This window comes from Chitinophaga sp. ARDCPP14 (assembly GCF_051362515.1).
In the GTDB taxonomy this organism is placed as follows: Bacteria; Bacteroidota; Bacteroidia; order Chitinophagales; family Chitinophagaceae; genus Chitinophaga.
In genome coordinates this window covers 39,278-64,633 of sequence record NZ_JBKIXB010000009.1, presented here as the reverse complement: position 1 = coordinate 64,633, position 25,356 = coordinate 39,278, and the positions used below count along the sequence as shown (strand labels likewise).

Here is a 25,356-nt window from a genome sequence, read left to right as displayed (position 1 = left end):
TCATGAAAATATTCTGGAAATATTTCTTTCCCCCGTTATATGGCCTGCTGGTATACTTTACCATCCGCCTGCTTACGGACAGCATAACAGAAATGAAATTCTGGTACCGGCCACTACTGGTTAACATGATTGAAATAGGATCCAGTATGCTGATGGGCTACCTTTTTGTGTGGATCTTCAACCTCCTGTTCCGCTATTTCGATCAAAAAAGCCAGGCCGGCTTCTCTTATAAAATCATCCTGAAGGAATTATTATATGTCTTTATCATCAATCAACTTATACAAAACGCCATTTTTACGCCCATGGCCGCCTTCACTGACAACGGCCTGCAATCGTTCGACCTCATCGATATCAATGTGATCCCGTTGTTATATTGCCTCATCTACTATGGGGTACGCAGAAGCAACTCCTTTTTACAGGCATATATCAATAACCGGCTGCAGCTGGAGAAAATCACCAACGACCAGCTGCAAACAGAACTCAAATTCCTGCGGGCACAATACCACCCCCATTTTTTGTTTAATGCGCTAAACACAATATATTTCCAGATGGATATGGATGTGGAGGCAGCTAAAAAAACAGTGGAACGTTTTTCAGAACTGCTCCGCTACCAATTGTACGATCAGCAGCAAACGGTAAGCGTGATGAATGAAATACAATACCTGCGGAACTTTATTGCCCTGCAGAAGATCAGGTCGTCACGCAGGCTGCAGCTCAACGTATTTTTTGATGAAGCCCTGCACGATGAACAGGTATATCCGCTGCTGTTTTTGCCGCTGGTGGAAAATGCCTTTAAATATGTTGGTGGTAATTTTCATATCAACATCGATCTAAAAAAACAGGATCATGAAATATCTTTTTGTGTAGAGAATTCAATACCCGATAAAATTAGCTTCCAGGAAAAAGAAGGCATCGGGTTAGATAACCTGAAAAGAAGACTGGAACTGTTGTACCCCGGTAAACATACGTTTACCGCGGAAATTAAAGAAGATAGCTTTTTGGCTGAACTAAAACTCACTACGCGATAATGGACCAATTAACGATACACTGCATTATCACCGACGATGAACCGCTCGCCGGAGAAGGATTACAACGTTATGCCCAGAAAACGCCTTTCCTGCAGGTAATAGCTGTTTGTGAAGATGCCATACAGCTCAATACCCTGCTGAAGCAACAACCTGTGGACCTGTTGTTTCTCGATATTGAAATGCCTTATATCACCGGCATCGAATTCCTGAAAAGCTATCCCCATCCGCCCAAGGTGATTTTCACTACCGCATACGAGCAATATGCCATACAGGGTTTTGAGCTGGATGTACTGGATTACCTCGTAAAACCAATTTCATTCGACCGCTTCCTCAAAGCTTCCAATAAAGCATTTGATTATTTTTCCTCCCAGCACATCAGCAAAGAACAACCTTACTTCTTTATAAAAACAGATAATAAGCTGGAGAAAGTAATATTCAACGATATTTTATTTGCAGAAGCCTTGGGCAATTATGTGGCGATTTATACCGCAGACAAAAAAATAATCACCCATACAACCCTGAAATCGGTACAGGAAAGTTTACCTGCGCGGCAGTTCCTGCAACCACACAAATCCTATCTCGTTAACATCAATCATATCAGCGCCATTGAAGGAAACGTATTACACATGGGCAATCATGAAGTACCTATCAGTAAGTACCAGAAAGAAGAATTACTGGAGAAGATCGTCAACAACAGGCTGCTGAAAAATAAATAACATCATTTCATCCGGTCCCGGATAAATTGTATGACCTTACCGGCTGCCGGCCGGTATTGCGACTGGTACTTAATCCGCACTGAACTCTGATAGATATTATCAAAATACACCCAGCCGCCCATCTCCTGGATAACATATTTAGGCTGCCTTTCCGCGTTATAAACTTTATCGAATGGCACATGCGCGAGAAAATCCTGGTGAACCTTTTCAAACAATGCTTTATCAATGGCCGGTCCATTAACGAAAGTAATGTTCTCCTGCTCGTAGTGATAGTAACTGTCGAAATATACATCTCCTGAAAAATGATACGTGTGATCGTAATAATCAATCACCTCCTCAAAGGCGGCAAACCGCAGGATCTTATCTGAATGCCGCGGCAAGATAATAAAAGGATATTGGCTATCGTCAATTAAAGCAATGATATCTCCATCAATCGTAGTCGCAATGGTCAGTCCATTCAGCACTGCAGGTTCTTCACTCTCCGGCAGCTCCCATAAATCCATATACTCCCCGAAATTAGACCGGATATACGCTTCATCGGGTTGATGGATCATCAGCAGTTCATTGATGGCTCCCAGTCCGTAAGTATAAAGAAAATCCCGGTAGCTCACCGGCAAAAGAAATGGTACCGTATCGGTTATCTGCTGAAATTCAGCCGGGGTTAATGGTTTTGTTTGTCCTATTAGGTAAGGAGCCTGCATAGCCTGTATTCACTTATTTGCAACCGCAATATACGAAGGCAACGGAGAATATTTTCATGGGGATCGCATTTAGGCCCCCTTCCCACCTCCACAATTTTTCGTATTTTTAATCAAAAAGTTAACCCATGGCAAAACAAACAGGAATACTCCCTTTTACAGGGAAATTGGGTAACCTCATCGGTTACCGAAGGAACGGAAGTTACTTCGTCCGTTCCATGCCCGAAGAAGTAAAACAAACCACCGCTACACGGCAGTCATCCCGGAATTTCGGCGTCGCCAGCAGAACAGGTAAACTGGTCCGGCAGGCTATAACGCCCCAATTAAGCATTGGCCGCGATGGTACGCTGGTAAACCGCCTCAATAAAGCCCTGATACAGGGCGGCAAGGACCGCCTGCAACAACTCGAAGGCTTCCGGTTCAACCGCCACACCGGCGTGGAGAAATTCTTCTCCCGGCTCCCTATGCTGTCTACGGATGGCACATTGGCGATCCCCGCACAAACCTGGTCGCCATCAACCGCCGGCGATCTGCTGGAGATCAGCGTTATCGCCGTTCGCATCAATCCGGTTACGCATCGGGTAACCGGCAGCCGCAGCTCCTCCCTGTTCACAAATATAGAGGAACCATTTAATGGCGCCACACTGGAAGCCAACGTTCCTGGAAAAGGAATCTTGCTCGTTACGCTCCAGGTGAGAATATTTAACGGCGCCACCCCTACACTAAACCGCCGGTTTATGGCCGCCGATATAATAGCAGTCGTACTGCCGGTCAACAAACAAAAATCCAGCAAAGGAAACCGCCTGGCCGGTGTAAAACAGGTACTACGGTACGCTCCGGGTAAAGTTAACCGCATGAGCGTCATCACCAACTCAACACCTGATCAAGTCCACCTCCCGTCCGGGCATTCCCCTACTCCCAGCCCTGCCATAGGGCATTCCAGGGCATGTGCTCCCCCATCCATTGCATATCTCTTTTAAAGACTGTATTTTACAAGGATCAACAGACAGGCATTTTTCATGACAAACACCGACATAACGGTTAAAAAACTCTCCGGACTGGATCATTTAAGGTCGCTGGCAATACTCATGGTGTTGTTCTATCACTACCGCATGTTCCAACATCCGCAATGGCTGGATAATATCATGGGCTTCGGTTGGACAGGCGTAGACCTGTTCTTCGTATTAAGCGGATATCTCATATCCTATCCCCTCTTTGTAAACATGGCGTCAGGGAAAAACATCTCCCTGCCGGAGTTCTTTATCAAACGTTTCTTCCGGATCATTCCGGCTTACCTGGTGGTACTCACCATCTACTTCCTTTTTCCGGCATTCCACGAAAGGGAAGCCCTGCCACCGCTCTGGAAGTTCCTGACCTTTACGCAGAACTTCAATTTCGACATTAAAAACTACGGCACGTTCTCTCATGTATGGTCGCTGTGCGTGGAAGAACACTTTTACCTGCTTTTCCCGCTGGTGCTGGTTACGCTGCTCCGTTTCAAGGTATGGAGAAAAGCGGGATTCCTGCTGCCGGCGTTGTTTATATTGGGTATCGGTATCCGGCTGTACTGCTGGTACGCCCTGATTGCCCCTCACGCAGAACAGGACAATTTCTGGGTGATCTGGTACCGGCACATGTACTACCCCACTTATACCCGCCTTGATGGCCTGCTTGCCGGCGTTTCCATTGCTGCGCTGTTTGCATTCAAACCTGCTGCAAAAACATGGATCACCAAACGGGGAAATATTATTTTATTACTATCCCTGCTGGTGCTTACAGGCGCCTGGTTCCTGTGCAATGAACAGGAAAGTTTTTACGCTTCCATATTCGGTTACCCGCTGGTGGCGGCAGGATATGGATTGATGGTGATAGCAGCGGTGAGTCCAACGGGTATATTGTACCAGTACAACAGCCGTGTTACTACCTTAATAGCTAAACTATCCTTTGCATTGTATTTATCGCACAAAGGAGTGATACACCTGGTGCAGCCCCTGCTGGCACAAACAGGCATCGCTCCAAAGGGAAGCCTCATGCTGGTGCTATGCCTGCTTATTGCCGTTTTAGGAGCATTCATCCTGAATAAGGCGGTAGAGGCGCCGTTCCTGCGGCTCCGGCAGCGTATACTGAATAAGCGGAAAGCCATTACCCATAAAAATGTGGCGCTTCTCACCAAGGATTCCGCAGCATAACTTAACTTCACATGATTAAAAGAGGAAAGACATATGAATATTGAAAAAGCGATTCTTGCCGGTGGTTGTTTCTGGGGCGTGGAAGAACTGATCCGCCAGCTACCCGGCGTGATCTCAACAGTGGTAGGATACACCGGTGGCGATGTTCAAAACGCCACCTACCGGAACCATGGCACCCATGCGGAAGGTATTGAGGTTACCTTTAATTCAGCCGTGTTATCATACCGCTCCCTCCTGGAATTTTTCTTCCAGATACATGACCCTACCACGCGCAACAGGCAGGGCAATGATATAGGCACCTCCTATCGCTCCGCTATCTTTTACCAGAACGAAGCGCAACAGGAAACAGCCAAAGCCTTAATCGCAGAACTGAATGCCTCCGGTAAATGGCCCGGGCCCATTGTAACAGAAGTGGTTCCGGCAACAGCATTCTGGAACGCCGAAGAAGAACACCAGGACTATCTCCAAAAGCATCCGCATGGATATACCTGCCACTTTGTAAGGCCCGAATGGAAAATAAATTAACATAAAAAGGAGAAAATGAATCCACTTCATTTTCTCCTTTTTTTATAGAAAGATAAATAGCGCTTAGCTATTCCGATCTCAGCGATTTAACAGGGTTCATCAATGCCGCCTTTATCGACTGGTAGCTCACCGTCAGCAAGGCGATTAACAACGCTCCTGCAGAAGAAGCCACAATGATCCACCACGATATTTCCGTACGGTATTCATAACGCTGCAGCCAGTTGTTCATAAAATAACAGGCCACCGGCACCGCTATCACCAAAGCAATAACAACCAGCATAATAAAATCCTTTGTCATCAAACGCCATAAGTTGAAAACGGAAGCGCCCATAACTTTCCGCACCCCTATTTCCTTTACCCGTTGCTCCGCCATGAAAGACGCCATGCCAAAAAGCCCCAGGCAACTGATGAATACCGCCAGCACCGCGAAAAAACTCGACAGTTTACCAATGCGTTGTTCCGCATCAAATTTAGCGGCATACTCATCATCCACAAACCTGTAAACGAAAGGAATACCAGGGTTGTATTTTTTAAAGACGCCCTCAATCCGGGCCAGCGCATCAGCGGTTTGTTTAGCCGGGTTTATCCTCGCATTGATCACATTGGCAGCATTGTAGTCCAGTGTGAAAACAGTCCGGAAAACCGGCTCGTATGGCGACTGCATCACCATATCCTTTATCACACCGATCACGGTAAAAGGCTGGCCATCTTTTTTTACAATTTCTCCTACCGGGTTTTTCAGCCCCATAAACTTAACAGCCGATTCATTCAGGATCATCGCCGTGCTATCCGAAGCAAAATCCCTCGAAAAATCACGTCCTGATATGATCTGCCAGTTGATCGTTTTCCCGAAATCATGTGTAACCGTTACTGCGCCAAAATTGCCCTGTGCACCTGGCGCCATCCCTTTCCAGGTATAACCATTGTTTATTGCATCCACGTCTGTTGTAGGCGCGGAAGAATAAGCCATCTCCGTAACGGCGCCTGATGATGTCAACTCATTCCTGATCACCTCGAAATGGTCTTTCAATGCGCCGGTAGACACCGGGATAAGGAGCAATCCTTCACGGGTGTAGGCCGTAGGCCGGTTCTTAGCGAAATGAATCTGCCTGAACACCACAATCGTTCCGATAATCAGGATCACCGATACCGTAAACTGCATCACCACAAGTGCTTTCCGCGGAATAGCGGCATAACGTCCGGCCCGGAAAGTACCTTTCAGTACTTTTACCGGCTCAAAAGAAGAAAGATATAACGCCGGGTAACTGCCCGCTATTAAACCCGTGAATAAGGTGATACCGAAACAAACCAGCCAGAATACCGGGCTGCCAACCGGAATGCTTACTTTCTTATCGGCTACCTCGTTAAATACCGGCAGTCCGACCTGCACCAGCACCAACGCGCCCACAAAACCGATAGCCGCCAGCAAAAGCGATTCACTGAAAAACTGCGTGATCAGCTGACCCCGGAAGGAACCAACCGCCTTGCGGATGCCCACTTCTTTCGCCCGCTTCTCTGAACGGGCAGTGCTCAGGTTCATAAAATTGATGCAGGCCAGCAACAGCACAAATACACCGATGATCCCGAAAAGCCATACAAACTGGATCCTGCCACCTATATTCTTCCCGTTATCCCAGTCGGCGTACAAATGCCATTTGCTCATGGGATGAAGAAAAACTTCGGGTTTAAAAGCGGCGTCTGCTGCGCGCACTTTGTGCAGTTTTACATCTTTTATTTTAGCGGATACTTTTTCAAGGTCGGCATGATCCGCCAGCTGCGCATAGGTCTGCGTAAAATTGGATCGCCACGGGTTTTCCATCTCCCTGATCCAGGGCTGACTGCTCAGGTACAATTCCCACGGCGCCATAAAAGCCAGGTCCCGGAAAGCCGAATTATAGGGCAGATCTTCATACACCCCCGTTACCTTCACCGGCGTCTGGTTATCCAGTTTCACCAGTTTATCTACCGGATCTGCATTCCCGAACAACGCCTTCGCAGTGGAAGCCGACAGCAGGATGGACGCAGGATCTTTCAAGCCGCCGCGGGTTCCCTTCAGCATTTTCAGCGTCAACATTTCCGGGAAATCCGGTTCAAAATAATTCCCGGTTTGGGAAACCACATTGTTGTTGTAAGCCAGCAGGTGTTTGTTGGGCCACGATGCCATGACCACGTATTTAAAATCGCTGCCGTATTTATCCCGGATCTCCTCTCCCAGCAGGTAAGGATTAGCCGTTTGCGTACCCACCACGCCGTTAAAGGTTTGATGCTGCATCACAGATACAATACGGTCGTAATTCGCATGATTTTTACTGAAAGTAAGCTCATCGTATATCCATAAACCTATCAGCATGGCTACCGCCATACCAGTAGATAGTCCCACAATATTGATGAGCGAAAAAGTTTTATTTTTCAACAGATTTCTCCAGGCAATTTTAGCATGATTTCTTAACATAGCTAACTGGTTTGCCATTGAAAAAACAATAATACTGCCACACCTGAAATGCTTACTGGTAGCCATTCTACGAATATTTTATTTTCATGTATCTGTCCGGATATGAACACCGGTGTCTGAAAATGGACACCGCAACGATCAGGCTGGTCTACAATTTGTCCAAATCTCCCTACTATTTCCATCAACTTTACCCGCCCGGAATCTTCTCTCCGCCTGCATTGCCCACCTGCTGCTATCCGGTCTGCCTTTTGTTGGAACAGATTATCATTCACCCATAAAACAACGGTTATGATTAATAAAGATGACTTAAACGAAGACCTGCTCAATGAAGACGATTTGCCGGAGGAAGATACAACGGCAGATGCGGATGCAGATGTAAGCGAAGAAGAGAAAGAACTATTGGAAGAAGCATCTACCACAGATCCAACTTATTCGGAGGAATTACGTATGCGCGGAGCCGTGGTAGATAATGCAGATGACGACGGGGACCCACTGAATGAAGCCGGAGACCTGGATGTACCCGGCGCAGAGCTCGACGATGACCAGGAGCGGAACGGCGCAGAAGATGAAGAAAATAACGAATACAGTACGGATAAAAATGACTGACCGCAAAATTTTACCGCGAATTGTGCTATCATCACCACTGGATGAACATTGATTTTCCAGGGTTACTATCTTTCCTTTGCATTGTTCAAATACATCAAAATGAGAATAGTAACCTTAGAAGAACATGTATCCTTCCCGGAGATGACCCATCTTCTTCCCGCCGGTACCCTGAGCAATACACGGCCATCAGCCGTGGCAATGCAAATGATGCCAAAGCTGGCCGACATTACCGGTGAACGGTTGGATTCCATGAACGAATCCGGGATATCCATGCAGGTATTATCCGTTGAAAACACCGATGTAAACCTGCTGGACACCACCAGCGCTCCGGCGTTTGCTTCAAAATACAATGATCTGCTGGCGGAGAAAATCAACAACTATCCCGGCAGGTTCACCGCATTTGCACATCTCCCAATGACCGCACCCGCAGCGGCGGCCGACGAACTTGAGCGCACCGTAAAATCTTATGGCTTTCGTGGCGCCATGATCAGGGGACTTACAAACGGAGAATTCCTGGACGCTCCTAAATTTGCGCCGGTGCTTGCAAAAGCTGAAAAGCTGGGTGTGCCTATCTACATTCACCCGGGCCTGCCGCCCAAACCGGTGATAGATGCCTATTACAGCAACATAGGACACGATACCGGGCCTTTTGATGCTATTGCCTGCTGGGGATGGGGATGGCATTCGGAAACCGCTATTCACGTGCTACGCCTGCTGGTGGCAGGTATTTTTGATGTTTACCCGGAACTAAAAATAATTATCGGTCACATGGGCGAAATGTTACCCATGATGTGGGCGAGATCTAACCGGTCTTTTCACCCCGGCAATGGCGGGCGCAATCAACGCACATTGATCGATACATTCCGGCAGCAACTCTTTATCACCACAAGTGGCTTCTTTACACAACCACCCCTTCAGATTGCACTCGATACGATTGGTATCGACAACATTATGCTATCAGTGGACTATCCTTTCAGCACGAACCAGATGGGCATCGAGTTCTTAAATAACATCCAGCTTCCCGCAGAGCAGGTAGCAAAAATTGCCCATGGAAATGCAGATAAATTACTCCGGTTACAGGCTTCATGAACCTGCGTTAAAATACTTACTTTTAAACTCATGAAGAATATTCCGGTACATAAATTACAGGACAGCACCAGTCGCGGTTACCTGCTGAAGCCATTCACTCACAAGGGAACAGATGATAAACCGCCCGCACAACCGGGCGCGCACCGGGATGATCACTATATCTTTTTCATCATGCTGAAAGGCGCCGGTACAGCCGTGGTAGACTTTGAAGAAAAAACCGTGCGTGCAAATCAACTCTATTATATTCTGCCGGAACAGATTCACTACCGGATTAAAGCCAACAAAGCAAACGGGTGGTTCATCGCTGCAGATCCTTCGTTGATAGATCCCGCCTGCCGCCATGCTTTCGATAGCTGGTCGGGCTTCCAGGAACCTGTTACTTTATCAAGCAACGATGCACATCACTACAACCAGCTCCTTAGCATCTTGTATAGCAAAATGACGGATCAATCTCCTGGCAGTTTAACGGTACTTCATTCGTTACTTCGCTCCTTTTTTGAAATGGCAGCAGACACTGTACGTGTCTCCGGGGATGCCGGTACCGGCAGTTCAAGGCCAGCCTACCTGTCGCTCAAATTTAAAAAATTGCTTGGCGAACATATAAGACAACACAAAAGTCCTTCGGATTACGCCGACATGCTCCATATTTCAGAGCCGTATCTCAATGAGTGCCTGAAGAAAATAACCGGTTCCCCGGTTTCGTTCTGGATAAAATACAGGATTATTATAGAGGCAAAGCGACTGCTATATTTCAGCGACCTGAATGTAAAACAAATAGCCGATGACCTGGGTTTTGAAAACCACTCTTACTTTTCCCGGTTTTTCAGTAAAGAAACAGGAATGACTGCCCTTACTTTTCGTAAAAAACGCAAAGATCCAGGCTAGTTACTCTGCTGAAATGTATAAAGAATCTTTAGGGTTATATGATATCACGTGTTTTATACCCACTGGAAATTGTGCTGATGCTGTTTCCATCACCTTTTCTACCGCTGGTTGAATCCCGCTATAATTTGAATCCGCCCACTGCATTACCACGATGTTAACGCCAGGCTTACCATTGATACGCGAAAAGTTTCCATAAGTATAAGGGCCAAATTCAATCTTCGCCGCCACGTCCTTCCATCTCAGGATGGTATCAGCATCCTTGCGGATAACCATATTTCCATACTCAGCAGGTTGGTTGTGCTTACTACTGCACTTAATAATATAATCAGAAGATGATTTACTTTTCTTATAAGGCATCTCCGTTACTGCTTCCAGTTGCCCTGCCGGAATGGTTGCTAATATTTCCTTTAGGGTGAGATGAACAGCGGCCATGTGTTCTTCATTTAACCAGATACGCATCACCGAATCTTTACTCTTGTTAAAAGTAATCAGATTACTAACCCCGGGGATTCCCCGTATTCCAGGAACAATATTGGTTGCCGCATAATTTACCAGGAATGCCTGATCGTAACTTCCGGTATCCTCCGCATACATGCCCACCGTCATAACAATGGACTCATTTTGCCTGGTAACGGTAACGCCTGACTGAACTACGGGTGACGGCAGTTGTGGCGAAGCTACTGCCACCACGTTGGATATACCCGGTGCTGCTGAGTCCAGATCAATACCTGGTTTAAAATAAACCGTAACAATGAATGAACCATCGTTATTGGCCGTATAGGTTATATGATCCATGTTTCCGGCATACCGGGAGAAAGCATCTTTTAATGGCGGGGATACTGAATCCAGTAACTTCCCGGCATCGGCGCCAGGATAAAACGCCCTTACCTGTATAGATGGTAAGGCCTGGTGAGGGGATTGCTTTACGGGGTGTTTGGTTGCTGCTGTTCCGCCGCAACTAAATACAGTATAAATAATTGTGGCTGCTACCAACCATTTCAACGGGTTCTCAAACATCTTTCTGAAATTATTCAACAAGGAAAAATAATTTTAAATATCAGGCTGGCACAAGATAAATTATATTTGGGTTCCGTTCGTTTTATTTAATGGATGAAGGGGTCTTACTGGGTTATACTGGACGATGAATTAATTTTCACATCTGCATATTGCCAGGCGGATTCGAATGCAGCCAATATTTCCTTCGCCTCCTTATTTTTCTTTTGTAAAACCAGCGCGTTATATAAACCGATCAATGCCCATCCATTCTTTCTCCATATTCCCAGGTCTTCCCGGTAAACTGTCTCCGCCTGCCGGTATTGCCCTGCTTTGAGGAGCACCGCACCTAAATGATGCCGCACGGAGAAGAACCAGTCCGGCGGCTCGTTGTAGTTGAGGTGGTCTTCCATAGCCACGGCCTCTTTTAACAATGAAATAGCCGTGCCGGACGCTTGTTGCCGCACTGCGATGCCCGCAGCCAACACCTTTCCGGCAATTTCTACCAGGTCGGCCGAAGTATTGATATTCCAGATCGTCAGGCTTTTCAGGATGGTATCAGCGGCAAGTACATGCAGGCTATCCAGTTCTTTCCGGGCCTTTATTACTTCATGCCTGCCTAAATAAGCCATTCCCTTTGCATAGTGCCAGATAGCCCGGGGATACACCAGGTGCTTGTCCGGCGCTGGAAGCGCCAGTATGGTATCCCACATCGATAACTTCGCGGCAATATAAAACGGGATGGTATAGTAGTGTTGCAAAGTGCCCCAGCCCGGCATGCTCATAATCTCTTCGGAGGTATGTTGCTGCAATTTCACAGCGGTTTGCCAGGCCAGAGCGGAATGGCCTTCCAGCGTAGCCGTAGCCGCCAGGAAGTGATAGTTATGCGGGTAGTACGCCAAAGGGTAAGCTCCCTGCGCATGACACGCCACCGTATAAACGCTATCGGTTGTTACCGCGCGGATATTTGACAGCGAACCTTCATGATAATCGCCGGTACGGATGTAAATATGCGAAGGCATATGTAGTAAATGCCCGGCGCCGGGCACCAGACTATCCAGCAATTTCGCACTGTGCATAGCTTTCTCCGGCTGCGAAGAGGCTTCCAGTGCATGAATATAAAAATGATGCGCGCCAGGATGAGTAGGATGCAATTGCATCAGGTGTTCGAGTACTGCTATTATCCCGGGCGTCCATGCTTTGGGTGCTTGTGTTCTTTTCTCATACAAATCCCAGGGATGCAGGTTCATCATCGCTTCTGCATATAAAGCACCGATATCCGGATCATCGGGGAATTGCGTGTATACCTTTTTCATGGCTGCCGCATAGGCACTGTCCAGGGCGCTGCGATCAGCCGGTGGATCTTTAACATACCTGCTGGCCAAAGCGGCGATGAGCGCCTGCTCTTTTGGACTGTTCTGATGGGAAAGCGCCTGCGCTTTCACAACAGCTTCGTAGGCGCGCTGAAAATTATCGGATTCCATACCGGCATTGTAATTGGGACCCAGCACGTACGCAAAGCCCCAATAGGCCATGGCACAGGTGGAATCCAGCCGGGTGGCTTCAAAGAAAGAACGGGCTGCTTCTGCATGGTTAAATCCATAGGAGAGCATCATTCCCTGGTTAAAATAAGTTTGTGCTGCTTTCACGGATGTTGAAATCGTGAAATGAATGCCTTGCAACCCGTCAAATAAAGGCGCTTTCTTACCGGATGTATACCATTCTTTGTCGGTGGTGGCAGGAACTGCGCAACCAATGGTATTAGCATTGCTTTTTACCTCTTTGGACGGGCGGCCGTAATTACAGGCCATTAAGCAGCAAATGACGGATGCTACATAAAACGTTTTCATAAAGGGATTGAATACTTTGGGGTAATGTAAACTATCGGGGTATAAGCCTGTCGCTGATTACTAATTTACATCATTCCTTCCATAATTTGTCAATAGGAGAAGCGGGTGTATCCATGTTCAGATACCCCCGCTTTAAGTTTATGCAGCGGCGCTGTCGTCTCCGGTTGTGTGATCTTCGCTGGCAACAGTGCCTCCGGATGTGGAGGAAGATGAATCTCCACCCAGGAATATTAATAGGGCGGCGGCGGCGGCCGTGCCGATGATCAGTCCTAATTTGGTTATAGGTTCGGGGTCTGCTAAAGCAGCGACCACTAATGCAACCATTCCTCCAAGGGCGAAAGCCGGGATCCCGATATGGATCAGGAACCGCTCTACTCGTTGCCGTAATTCCGGGTCTGGTGAAGCCGTTACAGGCTCTCCATCCCGCCGCATGGCAGGGAGAGGCCTTGTGGGAAACTCTCTTTCAGCAAATTCCCTTGCTTCAGATAAATCCTGCGCTTGCTCCCTGGTGAGCTGGTAGCCCCGGCACCTGTCGTTAATATCCCATTCACCCAGTTTGGTGCGCAGACGGCCACGGTCATAGTTAAAACGATCGCGGTGACCGTCCCAGCTTCCATACTCGGGATGTGGGGTGCGCCTGCCAAAGAGGCCATGGCGGTCGTTTTCGGCATCCATAATACGGTGTGCCACTTCTTCCAGCAAAGCAATGATTTCCTGGAGCAAATTAAAGCAGGGATCCGGCCCACCCGGCGTACCGGCTACCTGGCGTTGTACCGTGGCCGGAGCTGCTGCATTTTGCTGCGCTACATGCGTAAGCTCGTGCGCCAACAGATGTTGTCCTTCCCGGGAATGAGGGTTGTATTCCTGTTCATTAAAAACCACATGATTGCCCACGGTATAGGCCCGGGCGTTGACAGCCTGCGCCGACTGCGCAGCTTTATCTTCTGTATGCAGCACTACGTTGCTGAAGTCGTAACCTATTCTCTCTGACATTTCCCGCTGGATGAGGTTATTCATTGGCTGTCCGCCAGTGGAAATCACTTCATTTATCATGTCTGCGGATGGTGCGGAGACTTCAGCGCCGTCGATCTCTTTGCGGGTCAGCTCTTCTTCATGTTCGCATGCCTCGCATTTTCGTTGTAGGGATGTGTTGTGGCCAGCATTTATTTTATGATCCATGCCGGCAGGCTGGGTAACGGCGTCCGCTACGGCGTCGGCCTCTTTTTCCTGCACAGTATCTGGTTGTCCTACCTTTAGACGGGGCTGAAAAAAGTTGGGTTTTGCAGATTGCGGGGGATCATTTTTAGTAGTAAAAAATGGGGTATGTTGTGGACGTGCAATCCCTGGTGATTGATTGGGTATTTTGGAGAACATTCTGGGGTAGATTAAATGTTAATGGATATTGGGGTCATCTTTAGGAAAGTTACTAAAAATTTGGAGAAAAAGAGGCAGTGACTGAGGGGGTATTTTTCCCGGGTAAAAGAGCTCTTGTTCATAGATCAGGAAACAGGTCGCCCCGGCCAGGCTTCAAAAACTAACCGAACGATTATTGAACAAACCAGCTTCGTAAACGTTTAATTGGTTAACAGTGCCTCTCGCTCTCTTCTTCAGTTCACTAAGCATAACAATATCATCGGGTAAAAATTTTTCCTTTAATAAAGGAGGGATGAGTCATTGCAATTTGAAATGCATACAAATACCAAAGAGTGCAGGTGGAAGCCTAAGATTGCATGCAAGCTGATCATTCCTGTTATATTCTTTTTCGCAAGCAGTGGTACTTTTGCGCAGTCTCCCCCTCCATATACCTTCGGTTTCATTCCTGCTTCCATAGGGGAAACCGATTTTTCCTTTCCATTGATAAAAAAATGGCATCTCGACGGAGAAGTAGACCTGCAGATAGTTACCCAAGGCTCATATGATACAGGCAATCCATTTGCCTATGCACAACGTTTTGTTGTCAGGCCCTGGATATCTTACTCAGGGTTCAAAAATATGAAGTTGTGGCTGGGCTACGCGCGCAATAAGAAATATGAAATAAAGGAAGCCGGCAACTATGAAACCCTCGAGCGGCGGTTAATCGTTATGGGCTCCTTTGCTGAGAAACTGCCCAAAGGAAGCCTCTTTCAGCAGGTACGGTTTGAAACCAAATTTTTTGACGACCGGCAGGGTATAGCAAGGGTGGTACCGAGGATCAGGGCCAGAGTAGGTGTCAATCACTTTCTCCGGCAGAACAATCCGCAAGCCTTCCTGAAAAGCCCCAACATTTCCTACTATATGGAGCTGATGCTGAAATTTGCGGATAAAGACTATGCCCCCAACAAGTTTGATATTCTCCGACAATCTATTTACTACAGCGCCGGCATTACAAAGAACATCCACGCGCTCGCAGGGGTTATTGCACAAATGCAGTTAAGAACGAATGGAACCCAGTTTGATATTTATTATGGACCGATCTTTTCTCTCCGTTACAGCTTCACACCAAAAGCGCGGGAAACTTTTGATAATGTTGACGGGGGTGGGGATTGAAGGAAAGGCTAGGTCCTCAGATAAAGCCGTAAGTTTGTGCAACTAATATAATGAGATGTTAAGATTGATATCAATCACCGAAGGTGTAATTAATTCATATGCAGAAGGGATTTCATTAATATACGGTGGTATGTTGAAAAAGAATGAACTTACCTTTTATAGCCATATACACATCATTCATACCGGCGAAAAGGACCAGGATTTTGTTTTTGAAGGCAATAGAAAGAATATCGATGTCAGAATAAGTTATGATCTTGAGACTGATTTTGCGTTAAAAGATGATTATTTTATACAACAAACTATGGTTAACATCATACATGACGCCCTCATCAATCTGGCTAGACAGGATAGCCGGCTGAATATTGAAATACTGAATTCGATTAAAGCCGAAATTGTTGAAAGGCCGTTTGATTTTAGGATTAAATATAAAACTTTCGTTCATCCAAAAGACAAAGCACTTTCACTGAATGTTATTGTCCATCCTTTACTGAGATACTTCAATATTTACCTGGAGCTGGAAAAAAACGGAGAGATCGCGACCAATCTTTTAATCTATAAAGGAATAAATGTACCAACATACTTTTCAGATTTTTTTTCTAAAGGTAAATGGGTAAAGAAGGAATTTATATTAAGTGGAAAAGACACTGATATGGAGATTCACCTGTCCCTTGAAGATTATTCCCTCAAATATGTGAGTACATCAGGAATTGAGGGCAAGGCTCCTAAATTTGAATTAATGAAAATTGATGCCGACAGGAAAACTGCGTTAGCCGAATACTTACATACATTGAATCCTGCAATAGTTGCTATTTTGATGGGAAGTTAAAATTAACAGAACTAAACATGAACATGTATAAACCCGGGCTTTGCTCCTAAAAATGGACAAACCGAAGCAATTTTCGATAAATGATAAAAACCTGCCAGTTGCAGGGTTTTATCATTATCGGGAACTCCATTAAAATTAAGAATAAGGTATCTTGGTTATTGAAATAAACTTAGCATATGTATCCATCTGACAAAATACATTTCGTTCCAAGATACCACCATAATCATTATCGATCAATAGCTTTCTTTCAATCGGAGCACTACAAATGATATACTTTGCAACTTCAAAGTTAAAAAACCTGACCAAAAATATATTGAACGAATCAAATTGCTGATTCAGATAAGCTTTGGCTTCTGGTTCCATTAAATCATAGAGTTTATTTTTTTTCTCAAGAGAAACCAAACTTCTCTCTTCTTTCTCATTCCAATAGGCTATCTCATTATCCTTTATAAATTTAAGTTCAAATGAGCCTGTATTTGATTTAATAAAATCATCAAGTTCAAATAAATCATCTGTTATAACAAAAGCAAACTTCATTCTATTCTTTTTTTTCTGATGTTACATATTTCACCAAATCCTCGACCTTTCTAAACAATTTAACATTTTGTTCTTTCAGATTTTTTTCAACAGTTCCTCCCACTTTGGGTCCAAACACTACTATTTCTTTATTGGGAGCTAACAATCGCTGAGTAGCAACCTGTTCCAACTTACCTCCTCCCTTGCCTCCAGTTACCTCAACAATGAACTTCTTCATTACTATATCAAAATCCGTAATATCCATTCCCGTTTTTGGATTTCTAATCAGAACCTCAACAGCATAAATAGCATTAGGGTCAACCTTCGCAATTCCATCTATTGCCATCTGAACATACTTATCATCCGATTTAAATATCGTTTTTACCGCAAGCGTTCTAAGGTCATTAACCAAACTTCCATAAAACAATCCATCCTTTGCAAGTGAGTTCCTATACGCATAATCTTCGGATTTGTCTATTTGTGCAATAGCACTTTCGGCCTCCGAATCGCTACCACTCAACAAACCTTTAGCAATGGCTGTATGTATAGTTCTTGTCGCAGCCTCTGATCTTGAATACGCAGGGGCATGGTGACTAAAAAAATAAGAAACGTTTTGATATGCCTTCTCCCAAGTATCCCTATTATAAGGATCTCTATCATCATATGGATTAGATGAAGTATTTAAATTGCTTGGTAGTTTAAGCCCCAACACTACATTAAGATATGTTATTCTATAAATATCAGCTGCATTAACAATAAATCCTCCGTTATATACAATCTGATTACCACTAACACTTACATTAACTGGCTCTAACCCATCCATGTCAATAAACTTAACAGGATTATTCCCCGCAAATTGATACGGTGTATACCATGGATATTGTGGAGTCAACGGATCCACACTCAAAAACTTCCCTATCCTCGGATCATACACCCTCATCCCATAATCCTGCTGATTCCCCTCTCCCTTCACTTCATTATCATTCTCCTTCCCGTTAAACCCATAACGATATACCTCCCCACTCCCAGACCCCACGGACTCACCTACCATCCGCAACCTGGCGCACTCAAAGAACTCTCATAAATATATAGCTTTTTCTTTCATCTGTTTTTCCATTTGAAAGAAAAAAATACAGGCGGATAAATGGCAGGCAACCGTCCTGGTAGATAGATGATGTGTTACTACAGCTGATGTTATATGCTGCCGATGACCAGAGAACTAATGTCCAGCCTATGTTCTACAGCTGACCACATCATCTGTCTACCAGGACGGAAGCAAGATAGTACTACAGCTGATCGGGGTACTGGCGCTGGTGTTCGCGCAGTCTTATTCTCCCGGTGCCCGGTCAGCGGTATAACGCTGATGGCTATATCCTATCGCCCCAACATACGGTCTGCCGCCCCACACCGCCATTCCCCCCTGGCCGCTGGGGCGGGAGTGCGAGCCGGGCCCCGGAGCGCAGCGGAGGGGCATGGCGATGCACGGAGCCACAGCAGGCCGCGCCTTCGACCTATATCTGGCCGGGAGCGCCAGCGGACGGCAAAATCAAAAATGCAAGGCCAGGGGGGACGGCGGGGGGCGGACAAAATGGACAGCGAAGGGATGGCGGGCATAAAGGCGACCAATATTAAAACACCTCCTTAGCCATACCGGGAGCTGGCCGAACGGAGGGCGAAGGGAGCGCAAAAAGCGTGACAGGACGGAGCGCAGCCCCTGTAGCGCAGCGCAAGGGGCAAGCGCAGGACTGGCGCGCCTTTTTGCCGACCTAGCCCGTAGTGAGACCTTTTAACACAACAGGGCTTTATGGTGAGTAGCAGGGACATCTTATTCCGAAGCAATGGCACTAGCCTTTAACACGCTTTATACCTGCCTTTCACTAGCCTTTGACGTGGACTTGATCTGCCTCTGAGGTGGACTTGATCACCTTCTGATCCGTAGTCAGATGCTCATTATTAATGAGTGCAGGTTCGGTTCCTATTCTGGGAACACGATCATCAGTACCATAATCTGATGATCATAAACAAAGAGGTAGTACTTGCGGAGAGTCAGGGATTCGAACCCTCGGCACAGTTTAAAGTGGAGTTGCATTTTTTACGGATACTTCCGGTTTGACTTCCGGATTTGTGACCCTTTGCTCTAAAAAGTATTGATTTAGAAGGATTAACATTTTAATTGCGGAGAAGAAGGGATTCGAACCCTTGATAAAAAGCATTGGACGCGGGTTCGATTCCCGCCATCTCCACCTTTTTCTGGATTGGATTGAAGCCAATGGCCTACTGCTTAGAACGCAGTTGCTCTATACACTTATCTGATTAAGGATTTTTGTAAAGGAAGGATATGACCCCACTGGGGCTCGAACCCAGGACCTACTGATTAAGAGTCAGTAGCTCTAACTTAGGTGCGAAGGAGGAGATTCGAACTCCCAACACCTTTCAGGCACTCCCAGAGGTTCCAAGCGGATTCGAACCAGCTAACAATAATAAAACATTTTCTTCATTTCATAGGATGATACTGTTCTATAGCAGCTTTCAGCGTTTCCACCTGGCTTTGTTTATACCGTTCTGTACTCGATGGATATTTATGACCCGCGAACTGCTGCACCACACTAATATCATAGCCCTGCTGTAGTAAATTAGCTATCACGCTGCCTCGTATAGCCTGAGCCGTTACTGACCGTTCAGGATACACATGTTTATAGCTCCTGATTACATGCTTGACTATATCATCCGCACTCATCGGCCTTCCTCTGTGACCGATCAGCAGCGCATCACTAGCAACGCCCTTTAGCAGCTGCGGACGCACCTGCTGCAACCAGGTATATAACAACAGGATCTGGCTGGGCTTTAACGATAACGTACGACTGTTAGTAGTATGCGTAGATTTTATATAGATGCTCCCCACTTCCAGATTAATGTCTGTAATGCCTATTTGAGCCATTTCCTGCGGCTTTAATCCCTGATAGACCAGTAACCCCATTAATACCCGGTTACGGTAAGATAACGACTGATAACGCTCTTTTCGATCTAATAACCTTTCCAGCTCTTCCCCCGTAAACAGATCCTGTAACTGCACGTCACGGCTGCGCTGATCACGTAACAGGATAGAACGCGCAGGATGATCGTTACGGCTACCGATACAACATAAATAATCATAGTACACCTTAATACTGCATAGGATGCGGTTTAACGTAGCAGCATTATTATAACGCTCACGTAAAACACTTAAGTAGCTGATCAGCTCTGCATAACCAGCCACCTGCGCAGCTGGGTAACTACTTAAAAAGATGGATATTTCCCGGTGATAACTTTCCGCCGTAGCAGGCGTATAGTGCTTTTCAAGATATTCATATAATGTCATAAGGCTTGTAATTGATGTGCGCCGGGCCGGGCATAGATCTGTGTGGATTCAAGGCATCTATGTCCTAAAAAGTCACGTACATACTCCATGCTCATGCCGCTTTGTAAAAGATGAGTGGCTATACTATGCCGCAGATAATGCGGGCTGATATTCTTATCCATACCAGCTTTACGCAGTAAAGATTTAAGCAGCGTTACATAACTATTACCGCTCATGGCCCTACCCTTACTATTAAGCATAAACGCAGTACCGGTACACCGGGCCTTGCCCCTCTCCTGTAATACATACTGCTCCAGACTGACCGCAACCCTGTCCGTTAAGGGGATCACCCGACGCCTTTCACCCTTGCCTGATCTTACATACAATAACCGCGGCCTGAAGTGAACATCTGATAACCCTAGCCGTACCGCCTCACTGCGTCTTAGCCCGCAACTATAAAACAGGTGAAGCAGAGCATGTTCCCTGCAGGTGGCAGCTGCTGCAAACAAAGTTTGTATCTCCCCTACTGTTAAGGGCTCCCGGTAGCTACGTTCCGGACTCTTAAACCTGAGCACACTAACCGGGTTAATGGTAATACCTCCGGTTTCAAGTTGCCAGCTAAAAAACACCTTGAGCGCATACACGTAATGACTGATCATCATTTCGCTTAAAGCGCCACCTTCACCACGCTTTAACGGCCGTTCATGCAGCCACTCATAAAACATACTAATATCCATTGGCTGGATCCGCCCTATACTGCTATACTGCCCGTACTCCAAAAAATCACGGATACACGCAGGCAGCATACTTTGCGTACTCCTGCTGTATCCCAATACAGACAGATAGCTTTTAAAACTATCTACGATCAGGTACATAAATAATGATGTTATTTTGTGATAAAATAAAAGGAAGGGTTAACGGTATGGCGATTCTGGTATAAGTATGCCGTTTTTCTAAAGTAGGGCTTGAACACTTTTTTGTTACGCGTTACGCCAGCGCACATTTTGGCTATGGCAGAGGATTCTGGCGTTTCGCTGGTGTTTCACTGGTGTAACATAGAGGCAGCTGGTGTAACATTTTTAAGCAGATCGATTTGCGCTTGCAGGTGCTGCTTCACCCTTGCCCGTAAGGCTTCGTAATTATCCCAATAGATTACCTGATAAGTAAATCCACGGTTAGCATGGCCGCCCTGCTGACGAACATACTCTAAGCGGCTAAGATCATTAAAACAACGGAACACCTGCATTTTACTACAACGCAGCCCCTGACGAACTTCCCGCAGACTAAAGGTAGCCGTTTTATAGTTTTCTCTGTATTCCTTTCGCAGCCAGCATTTCAGCTGTTCAAAAAACTGTCGCAGGCTTCCATCCAGCTCGTCCACCTTCAGCACAATACTATCGAACATAATATCTACCGCCGTTTCAAGATCGGATATTTCTGTGATTAAACGGCCTTTACTATCCTTTTTTCTTTGGTACTGATGTACCAGTGTAACCATTTTTACAAAGTTTAAAAACAGATCATTTAAACGCCGGATCTTATGTGCGTCCGATGGTAACTGTAGCTTACTGGCATAGGGGTTAACTACCGGTCTTGACTGTAAGCACCGTACAAGGTTTTGTATAAAGTGTTTGGTGTCCTGTTCCTGCTTACTGTCGATCTGACCAGATGCTTTACTATTCTGATAGTTAATAATACGGCTGGTTTGCTCTCCGCTTTCATCCACTGCCAGCAGGAACACACGGCTCATATTGTCCTCATAGATTTCTCCCCGCGTAGTACAGGCAAGGGAAGCAATAGGCCCCTTTACTGTTTTCTGGCCGCTGGTGATTTGTCCGTTATCCAGCTTGATACTGGTGGCGCTGTTCAGCTCTCCGTTGCTCTGTAGCTCCCTAAATGCAAACTCCGCTTCTTCGCTTAACCCATCTATATCCTCCAGGCATAACAACCGGTTTACAAAATAATGTTCCGGGTAATTATACAGTACTTTATCACTCACGCGGGTGAGCTTCGTTACTTTCTCCTGCGGGATGCAATCAGATATTTGTTTTAACAGTCGGGTCTTTCCGCTGCCGCTACTACCTTGTATCAGCGCGTGTAAGGTTTCAGGCATCTTATAGCTGATGGCAATAAGCAGTAAAAATAAACGATTCGTTTCCTCTCCTACTATACCTGCCTGCCCTAACAGATCATTTAATCTGGTTATCAGATCACCTTCCTTTAAAAAGGTTTCTGCTGCTGTGCGCTCCTGTAACGTAAGCGGGTACACGCCCATAACAGATCCATTATCCCCGCCCGGTTTTACAAGATCTTTTTCTCGGTACTCGTCCAGCAGATCCGTTAACCGGTATAAATCCACTTCCAGTAAGGGTTTATCAAGTAACAGTTTTTCGCTTACCTCCCTGCTCACTTTATCCAGCTGCTTATCTTCGTACAGATCCAGCTTGTTACGGCTTTTCTGGCTGTTATCCTTCCGCTCTACTACCAACGTCACTTTCATACTATCCAGCTGCTTACTGATACCACCCTGCACATAATAAAAGGTATGGTCCGTGCTATAGCAGAGTTTATAAGGATTCGTAGTATCCAGACCACCAGGTGATGCCCCCTTTTCTGTAGCCACCGTAGCGGATTCTGGTGTTATTTTTTCAGATGAAAGAAAAAATTCCTTCCGCTCACTAAGCAGGTGAACAAAAATATCCGGTTCATGGGATAGCGCCATACTGTTTATATCCTCGCCAACAGGAAGGATAAGCGTAGTAATAATAATATGCGGCAGCTGCTCCCGCAGCTGCGCAGCATATTTAGCTACGGCTTTACTACCTGCCTCGTCACCGTCAAAGGCAAAAATAATCTCCTGTAAAGCTGGTAAAGATTTGATAGCCTCCTGATGCTCCTTCGTAAAACCATTCGTTCCGTAGCAGGACAATACGCTATAATTCTTTGCTATAGCGGATTGCTGTAATAATGTGGCTGCATCTATAATAGCTTCGGTAAGGATTAAACGCTGCGTGTCCGGTTTAGGATAACCCGGATAAAGACCCCGACGATCTTTTAAATAAAAGTGTTTCTGTTCTTCATCGTTAATAGTACTGCGGAAGTAAAGTCCACTCACCTGGTTACTGCTGTCACGCAACGCAAACACAATACAATACTTGGCAAAAGGTTTATATGCCTGTCCACCTTCACGGGTATTGGTTCCCCACGGCGACAACAACCCCACTTCTACACAAGGCCCGATAAAGCTTGCATCTTTACGGTTACCATGATGGAACTGCGCCGTATTATAACCGATCTCTAAAACAGTAGCATCCAGTCCGCGGCTTCGTATATACTCCTGCGCTGGCTTGCTGTGATATACCGCATTCCTAAAATAGATAAACATATTGCCCAGTATAGATATACCGGGCGGTGAGGGAACGTAAGTTTGATATACGGGGCCACCGATTAATTGTTTGCACTTCTGGATAGCTTCATGCTTGCTGCAGCTTTCCTTATGCATAACAAAATCGATCACGTCTAATGCCTTGCCATGTGTTTTACAGTTAGAACTAAAACAATAACAGGTATGCGTTTTATAGTACACCTGCAGGCTAGGCGTTTTATCATCATGGAACGGACAATGTAACCGCAGATGCTTATCTGGCTTTAAGCCATAGTGCTGCAAGACAGACGACAACGTAAGCTGCTGCTTAATCTCCGCTATATTCATTGCGCCAGCTTTTTCAGCGTCTGCTTCATTTCGTGTAAGGCAGATTTATATTCATGCGCTACCTGCTCTGTTCCTTCCAGTGGTTCTATAATCAGCAACCTGTCACGGGTGGTAATCTTTACCATATCTCCCACTTTAAAACCCAACTCCTCCAGCCACACACCACTGATATTAAGCCACGGCACTACTGTATGATTGCCTGATTGATCCCGGTGTTTGGGTTGTAGTTTAATTTGCCTGTTATTACTGACCAACATAAAAAGCATTTTTAGTTAACTCAATAGATGTATGTGGAAAAATATTTTATTGCTACATTTATGCAGCAAAATAAACGTTTATGTAGCACACAAACAAACTTATTTTTCGCACACTAACCCCTATTAGTATCAAAAACACACCAAAACTGCTACAGATCAGCTATTTTTGTTAACCTAAACAGGCAATTATGTCTCAAAAAAATAATCTCGGCATACGTATACTTGAACTACGTAAAGCTAAAGGCTGGTCGCAGACGGAACTAGCTGATAAAGTAGATATTTCATACGCCCAGATTGGACGCTACGAGACTAAAGGTGCGCAGCCTCCTGCTGAAGTAGTAAAGAAGATTGCTGAGGCGCTCGATACCTCTGTAGATTATTTATTATTTGGAAGTACCGGAGATAAAGCTAATGCAGCTTTGCATGATGCGGAAGTAATCAGGTATTTTAAAGAGATTGAGACTTTACCAGGGGATGATAAAGCTGCATTGCTTAGGGTTATCGCTGCCTTTATCAGAGATGTCAAAACTAAACAAACTTACATAAACAAATAACATACAATGCCTGATACAGTATTCTTTCATGAAGATTATTACAAACAGATAGAGCTTGTTCCAGAGCAAAATTATTTCAAGGCAATCATTGACATAGAGAACCTACCCTCTAAGGATGAAAATAAATATGGTTTTCCTAATGCCATTGTCAGAGATGAACATCTGATTAAATTAGGCGATTTAAAAATCTCCTTTAATCAATTCTATGATTTACTATCTCCTATTGCCATTAATTACTTTAGTAAAGTAACTACAGGATACAACAATAACATCCAAACTAAAGAAAACACTGTTGCTTTTGGATTTGAGAGGCTAGGTATTTTTGTTTCCTTTGAGGCAGAATTTGTAACCAATATATGGCTATGTCTATCCCAACTATTTGCTCAAACTCAAAACTGTCAAAAAATATTATCTGCACTAAATATATTAGGCACAACTTACAAACTGGCATTAATTGATTGGGATGAAGAAATTATTATTCGACTCTCGAACTATAAATCTTCTGAAGAATATTTAATGGATACATTTGGGTTTATGATTCCGGATAAATAAGATCCTGTTCATACAATAAAGAATTGTATGAACAGGATCTTATAG

Annotated in this window: 23 protein-coding genes and 1 tRNA gene; 13 read left to right on the top strand and 11 right to left on the bottom strand. The window is 45.4% G+C overall.

The window, feature by feature from the left end:
• The first annotated feature begins 2 nt into the window (after positions 1 to 2).
• Complete coding sequence (locus ACLHR0_RS23020; RefSeq protein ID WP_436489846.1) at positions 3 to 1,028, top strand: sensor histidine kinase; 1,026 nt, start codon at positions 3 to 5, stop codon at positions 1,026 to 1,028.
• On the top strand, positions 1,028 to 1,744 hold the full coding sequence (locus tag ACLHR0_RS23015; protein ID WP_436489844.1) for a LytR/AlgR family response regulator transcription factor: 717 nt from the start codon (positions 1,028 to 1,030) through the stop codon (positions 1,742 to 1,744). Before ACLHR0_RS23020 ends, ACLHR0_RS23015 begins: the two co-directional genes overlap by 1 nt.
• Positions 1,745 to 1,746: 2 nt before the next feature.
• On the opposite strand, the gene ACLHR0_RS23010 is transcribed toward ACLHR0_RS23015, so the two are convergent.
• Positions 1,747 to 2,445: a hypothetical protein gene (locus ACLHR0_RS23010; protein WP_436489842.1), complete on the bottom strand. Its 699-nt coding sequence runs from the start codon at positions 2,443 to 2,445 to the stop codon at positions 1,747 to 1,749.
• A gap of 125 nt (positions 2,446 to 2,570) precedes the next feature.
• Between ACLHR0_RS23010 and ACLHR0_RS23005 the strand changes: the two genes are divergently transcribed.
• Genes ACLHR0_RS23005 through msrA form a run of 3 tightly spaced genes read left to right on the top strand, consistent with a single transcriptional unit; the run spans position 2,571 to position 5,156 of the window.
• Positions 2,571 to 3,422, top strand: a complete 852-nt coding sequence (locus ACLHR0_RS23005) for a hypothetical protein (RefSeq protein WP_436489840.1) — start codon at positions 2,571 to 2,573, stop codon at positions 3,420 to 3,422.
• Between the two features lie 39 nt (positions 3,423 to 3,461).
• Positions 3,462 to 4,631: an acyltransferase family protein gene (locus tag ACLHR0_RS23000; protein ID WP_436489838.1), complete on the top strand. Its 1,170-nt coding sequence runs from the start codon at positions 3,462 to 3,464 to the stop codon at positions 4,629 to 4,631.
• A 33-nt stretch (positions 4,632 to 4,664) separates the two neighbouring features.
• Positions 4,665 to 5,156 (top strand): peptide-methionine (S)-S-oxide reductase MsrA, encoded by a 492-nt coding sequence (gene msrA / locus ACLHR0_RS22995; protein WP_436489836.1) that lies wholly within the window; start codon positions 4,665 to 4,667, stop codon positions 5,154 to 5,156.
• Positions 5,157 to 5,223: 67 nt separating this feature from the next.
• Here msrA and ACLHR0_RS22990 read toward each other — a convergent pair whose 3' ends face one another.
• Complete coding sequence (locus ACLHR0_RS22990; RefSeq protein ID WP_436489834.1) at positions 5,224 to 7,608, bottom strand: ABC transporter permease; 2,385 nt, start codon at positions 7,606 to 7,608, stop codon at positions 5,224 to 5,226.
• A 288-nt stretch (positions 7,609 to 7,896) separates the two neighbouring features.
• On the opposite strand from ACLHR0_RS22990, the gene ACLHR0_RS22985 reads away from it, so the two are divergent.
• The 3 genes from ACLHR0_RS22985 (at position 7,897) to ACLHR0_RS22975 (ending at position 10,188) form a co-directional block, all read left to right on the top strand.
• Positions 7,897 to 8,214: a hypothetical protein gene (locus ACLHR0_RS22985; protein ID WP_429047478.1), complete on the top strand. Its 318-nt coding sequence runs from the start codon at positions 7,897 to 7,899 to the stop codon at positions 8,212 to 8,214.
• Positions 8,215 to 8,313: 99 nt separating this feature from the next.
• A complete protein-coding gene (locus ACLHR0_RS22980) occupies positions 8,314 to 9,303 on the top strand; it encodes an amidohydrolase family protein (protein ID WP_436489831.1) in 990 nt (329 codons plus the stop codon).
• 30 nt (positions 9,304 to 9,333) lie between these two features.
• Complete coding sequence (locus ACLHR0_RS22975) at positions 9,334 to 10,188, top strand: helix-turn-helix domain-containing protein (protein WP_436489829.1); 855 nt, start codon at positions 9,334 to 9,336, stop codon at positions 10,186 to 10,188.
• Here ACLHR0_RS22975 and ACLHR0_RS22970 read toward each other — a convergent pair whose 3' ends face one another.
• From ACLHR0_RS22970 to ACLHR0_RS22960, 3 genes are all read right to left on the bottom strand, one after another.
• A complete protein-coding gene (locus tag ACLHR0_RS22970) occupies positions 10,189 to 11,205 on the bottom strand; it encodes an efflux RND transporter permease subunit (protein WP_436489827.1) in 1,017 nt (338 codons plus the stop codon).
• A gap of 104 nt (positions 11,206 to 11,309) precedes the next feature.
• Entirely contained in the window at positions 11,310 to 13,031 is a 1,722-nt protein-coding gene (locus tag ACLHR0_RS22965; RefSeq protein WP_436489826.1) for a hypothetical protein, read from the bottom strand.
• Between the two features lie 138 nt (positions 13,032 to 13,169).
• Positions 13,170 to 14,405, bottom strand: a complete 1,236-nt coding sequence (locus ACLHR0_RS22960) for an eCIS core domain-containing protein (protein ID WP_436489824.1) — start codon at positions 14,403 to 14,405, stop codon at positions 13,170 to 13,172.
• Between the two features lie 312 nt (positions 14,406 to 14,717).
• On the opposite strand from ACLHR0_RS22960, the gene ACLHR0_RS22955 reads away from it, so the two are divergent.
• Positions 14,718 to 15,557, top strand: a complete 840-nt coding sequence (locus ACLHR0_RS22955) for a DUF2490 domain-containing protein (protein ID WP_436489823.1) — start codon at positions 14,718 to 14,720, stop codon at positions 15,555 to 15,557.
• Between the two features lie 55 nt (positions 15,558 to 15,612).
• A complete protein-coding gene (locus ACLHR0_RS22950) occupies positions 15,613 to 16,383 on the top strand; it encodes a hypothetical protein (protein WP_436489821.1) in 771 nt (256 codons plus the stop codon).
• Positions 16,384 to 16,518: 135 nt separating this feature from the next.
• Here ACLHR0_RS22950 and ACLHR0_RS22945 read toward each other — a convergent pair whose 3' ends face one another.
• Both ACLHR0_RS22945 and ACLHR0_RS22940 read right to left on the bottom strand, forming a co-directional pair.
• A complete protein-coding gene (locus ACLHR0_RS22945; RefSeq protein ID WP_436489820.1) occupies positions 16,519 to 16,920 on the bottom strand; it encodes a hypothetical protein in 402 nt (133 codons plus the stop codon).
• 1 nt (position 16,921) lies between these two features.
• Positions 16,922 to 17,950, bottom strand: coding sequence for an RHS repeat-associated core domain-containing protein (locus ACLHR0_RS22940; RefSeq protein WP_436489818.1), 1,029 nt, complete (start codon positions 17,948 to 17,950; stop codon positions 16,922 to 16,924).
• Between the two features lie 1,115 nt (positions 17,951 to 19,065).
• Here ACLHR0_RS22940 and ACLHR0_RS22935 point away from each other — a divergent pair.
• A tRNA-Arg gene (locus ACLHR0_RS22935) sits at positions 19,066 to 19,142 on the top strand.
• A 251-nt stretch (positions 19,143 to 19,393) separates the two neighbouring features.
• Here the strand turns inward: ACLHR0_RS22935 and ACLHR0_RS22930 are convergent.
• The 4 genes from ACLHR0_RS22930 to ACLHR0_RS22915 all read right to left on the bottom strand — a co-directional run bounded on the left by ACLHR0_RS22930 (position 19,394) and on the right by ACLHR0_RS22915 (position 24,205).
• On the bottom strand, positions 19,394 to 20,257 hold the full coding sequence (locus tag ACLHR0_RS22930; RefSeq protein ID WP_436489817.1) for a tyrosine-type recombinase/integrase: 864 nt from the start codon (positions 20,255 to 20,257) through the stop codon (positions 19,394 to 19,396).
• Positions 20,254 to 21,111, bottom strand: coding sequence for a tyrosine-type recombinase/integrase (locus tag ACLHR0_RS22925; protein ID WP_436489815.1), 858 nt, complete (start codon positions 21,109 to 21,111; stop codon positions 20,254 to 20,256). The genes ACLHR0_RS22930 and ACLHR0_RS22925 overlap by 4 nt, the downstream gene beginning before the upstream one ends.
• Before the next feature lie 167 nt (positions 21,112 to 21,278).
• Positions 21,279 to 23,948: a CHC2 zinc finger domain-containing protein gene (locus ACLHR0_RS22920; protein ID WP_436489813.1), complete on the bottom strand. Its 2,670-nt coding sequence runs from the start codon at positions 23,946 to 23,948 to the stop codon at positions 21,279 to 21,281.
• Positions 23,945 to 24,205 (bottom strand): SymE family type I addiction module toxin, encoded by a 261-nt coding sequence (locus ACLHR0_RS22915; protein ID WP_436489811.1) that lies wholly within the window; start codon positions 24,203 to 24,205, stop codon positions 23,945 to 23,947. Before ACLHR0_RS22915 ends, ACLHR0_RS22920 begins: the two co-directional genes overlap by 4 nt.
• Before the next feature lie 188 nt (positions 24,206 to 24,393).
• Between ACLHR0_RS22915 and ACLHR0_RS22910 the strand changes: the two genes are divergently transcribed.
• Both ACLHR0_RS22910 and ACLHR0_RS22905 read left to right on the top strand, forming a co-directional pair.
• Entirely contained in the window at positions 24,394 to 24,759 is a 366-nt protein-coding gene (locus tag ACLHR0_RS22910) for a helix-turn-helix domain-containing protein (protein ID WP_436489809.1), read from the top strand.
• Between the two features lie 6 nt (positions 24,760 to 24,765).
• Complete coding sequence (locus ACLHR0_RS22905; RefSeq protein WP_436489807.1) at positions 24,766 to 25,311, top strand: hypothetical protein; 546 nt, start codon at positions 24,766 to 24,768, stop codon at positions 25,309 to 25,311.
• Positions 25,312 to 25,356: the final 45 nt, after the last annotated feature.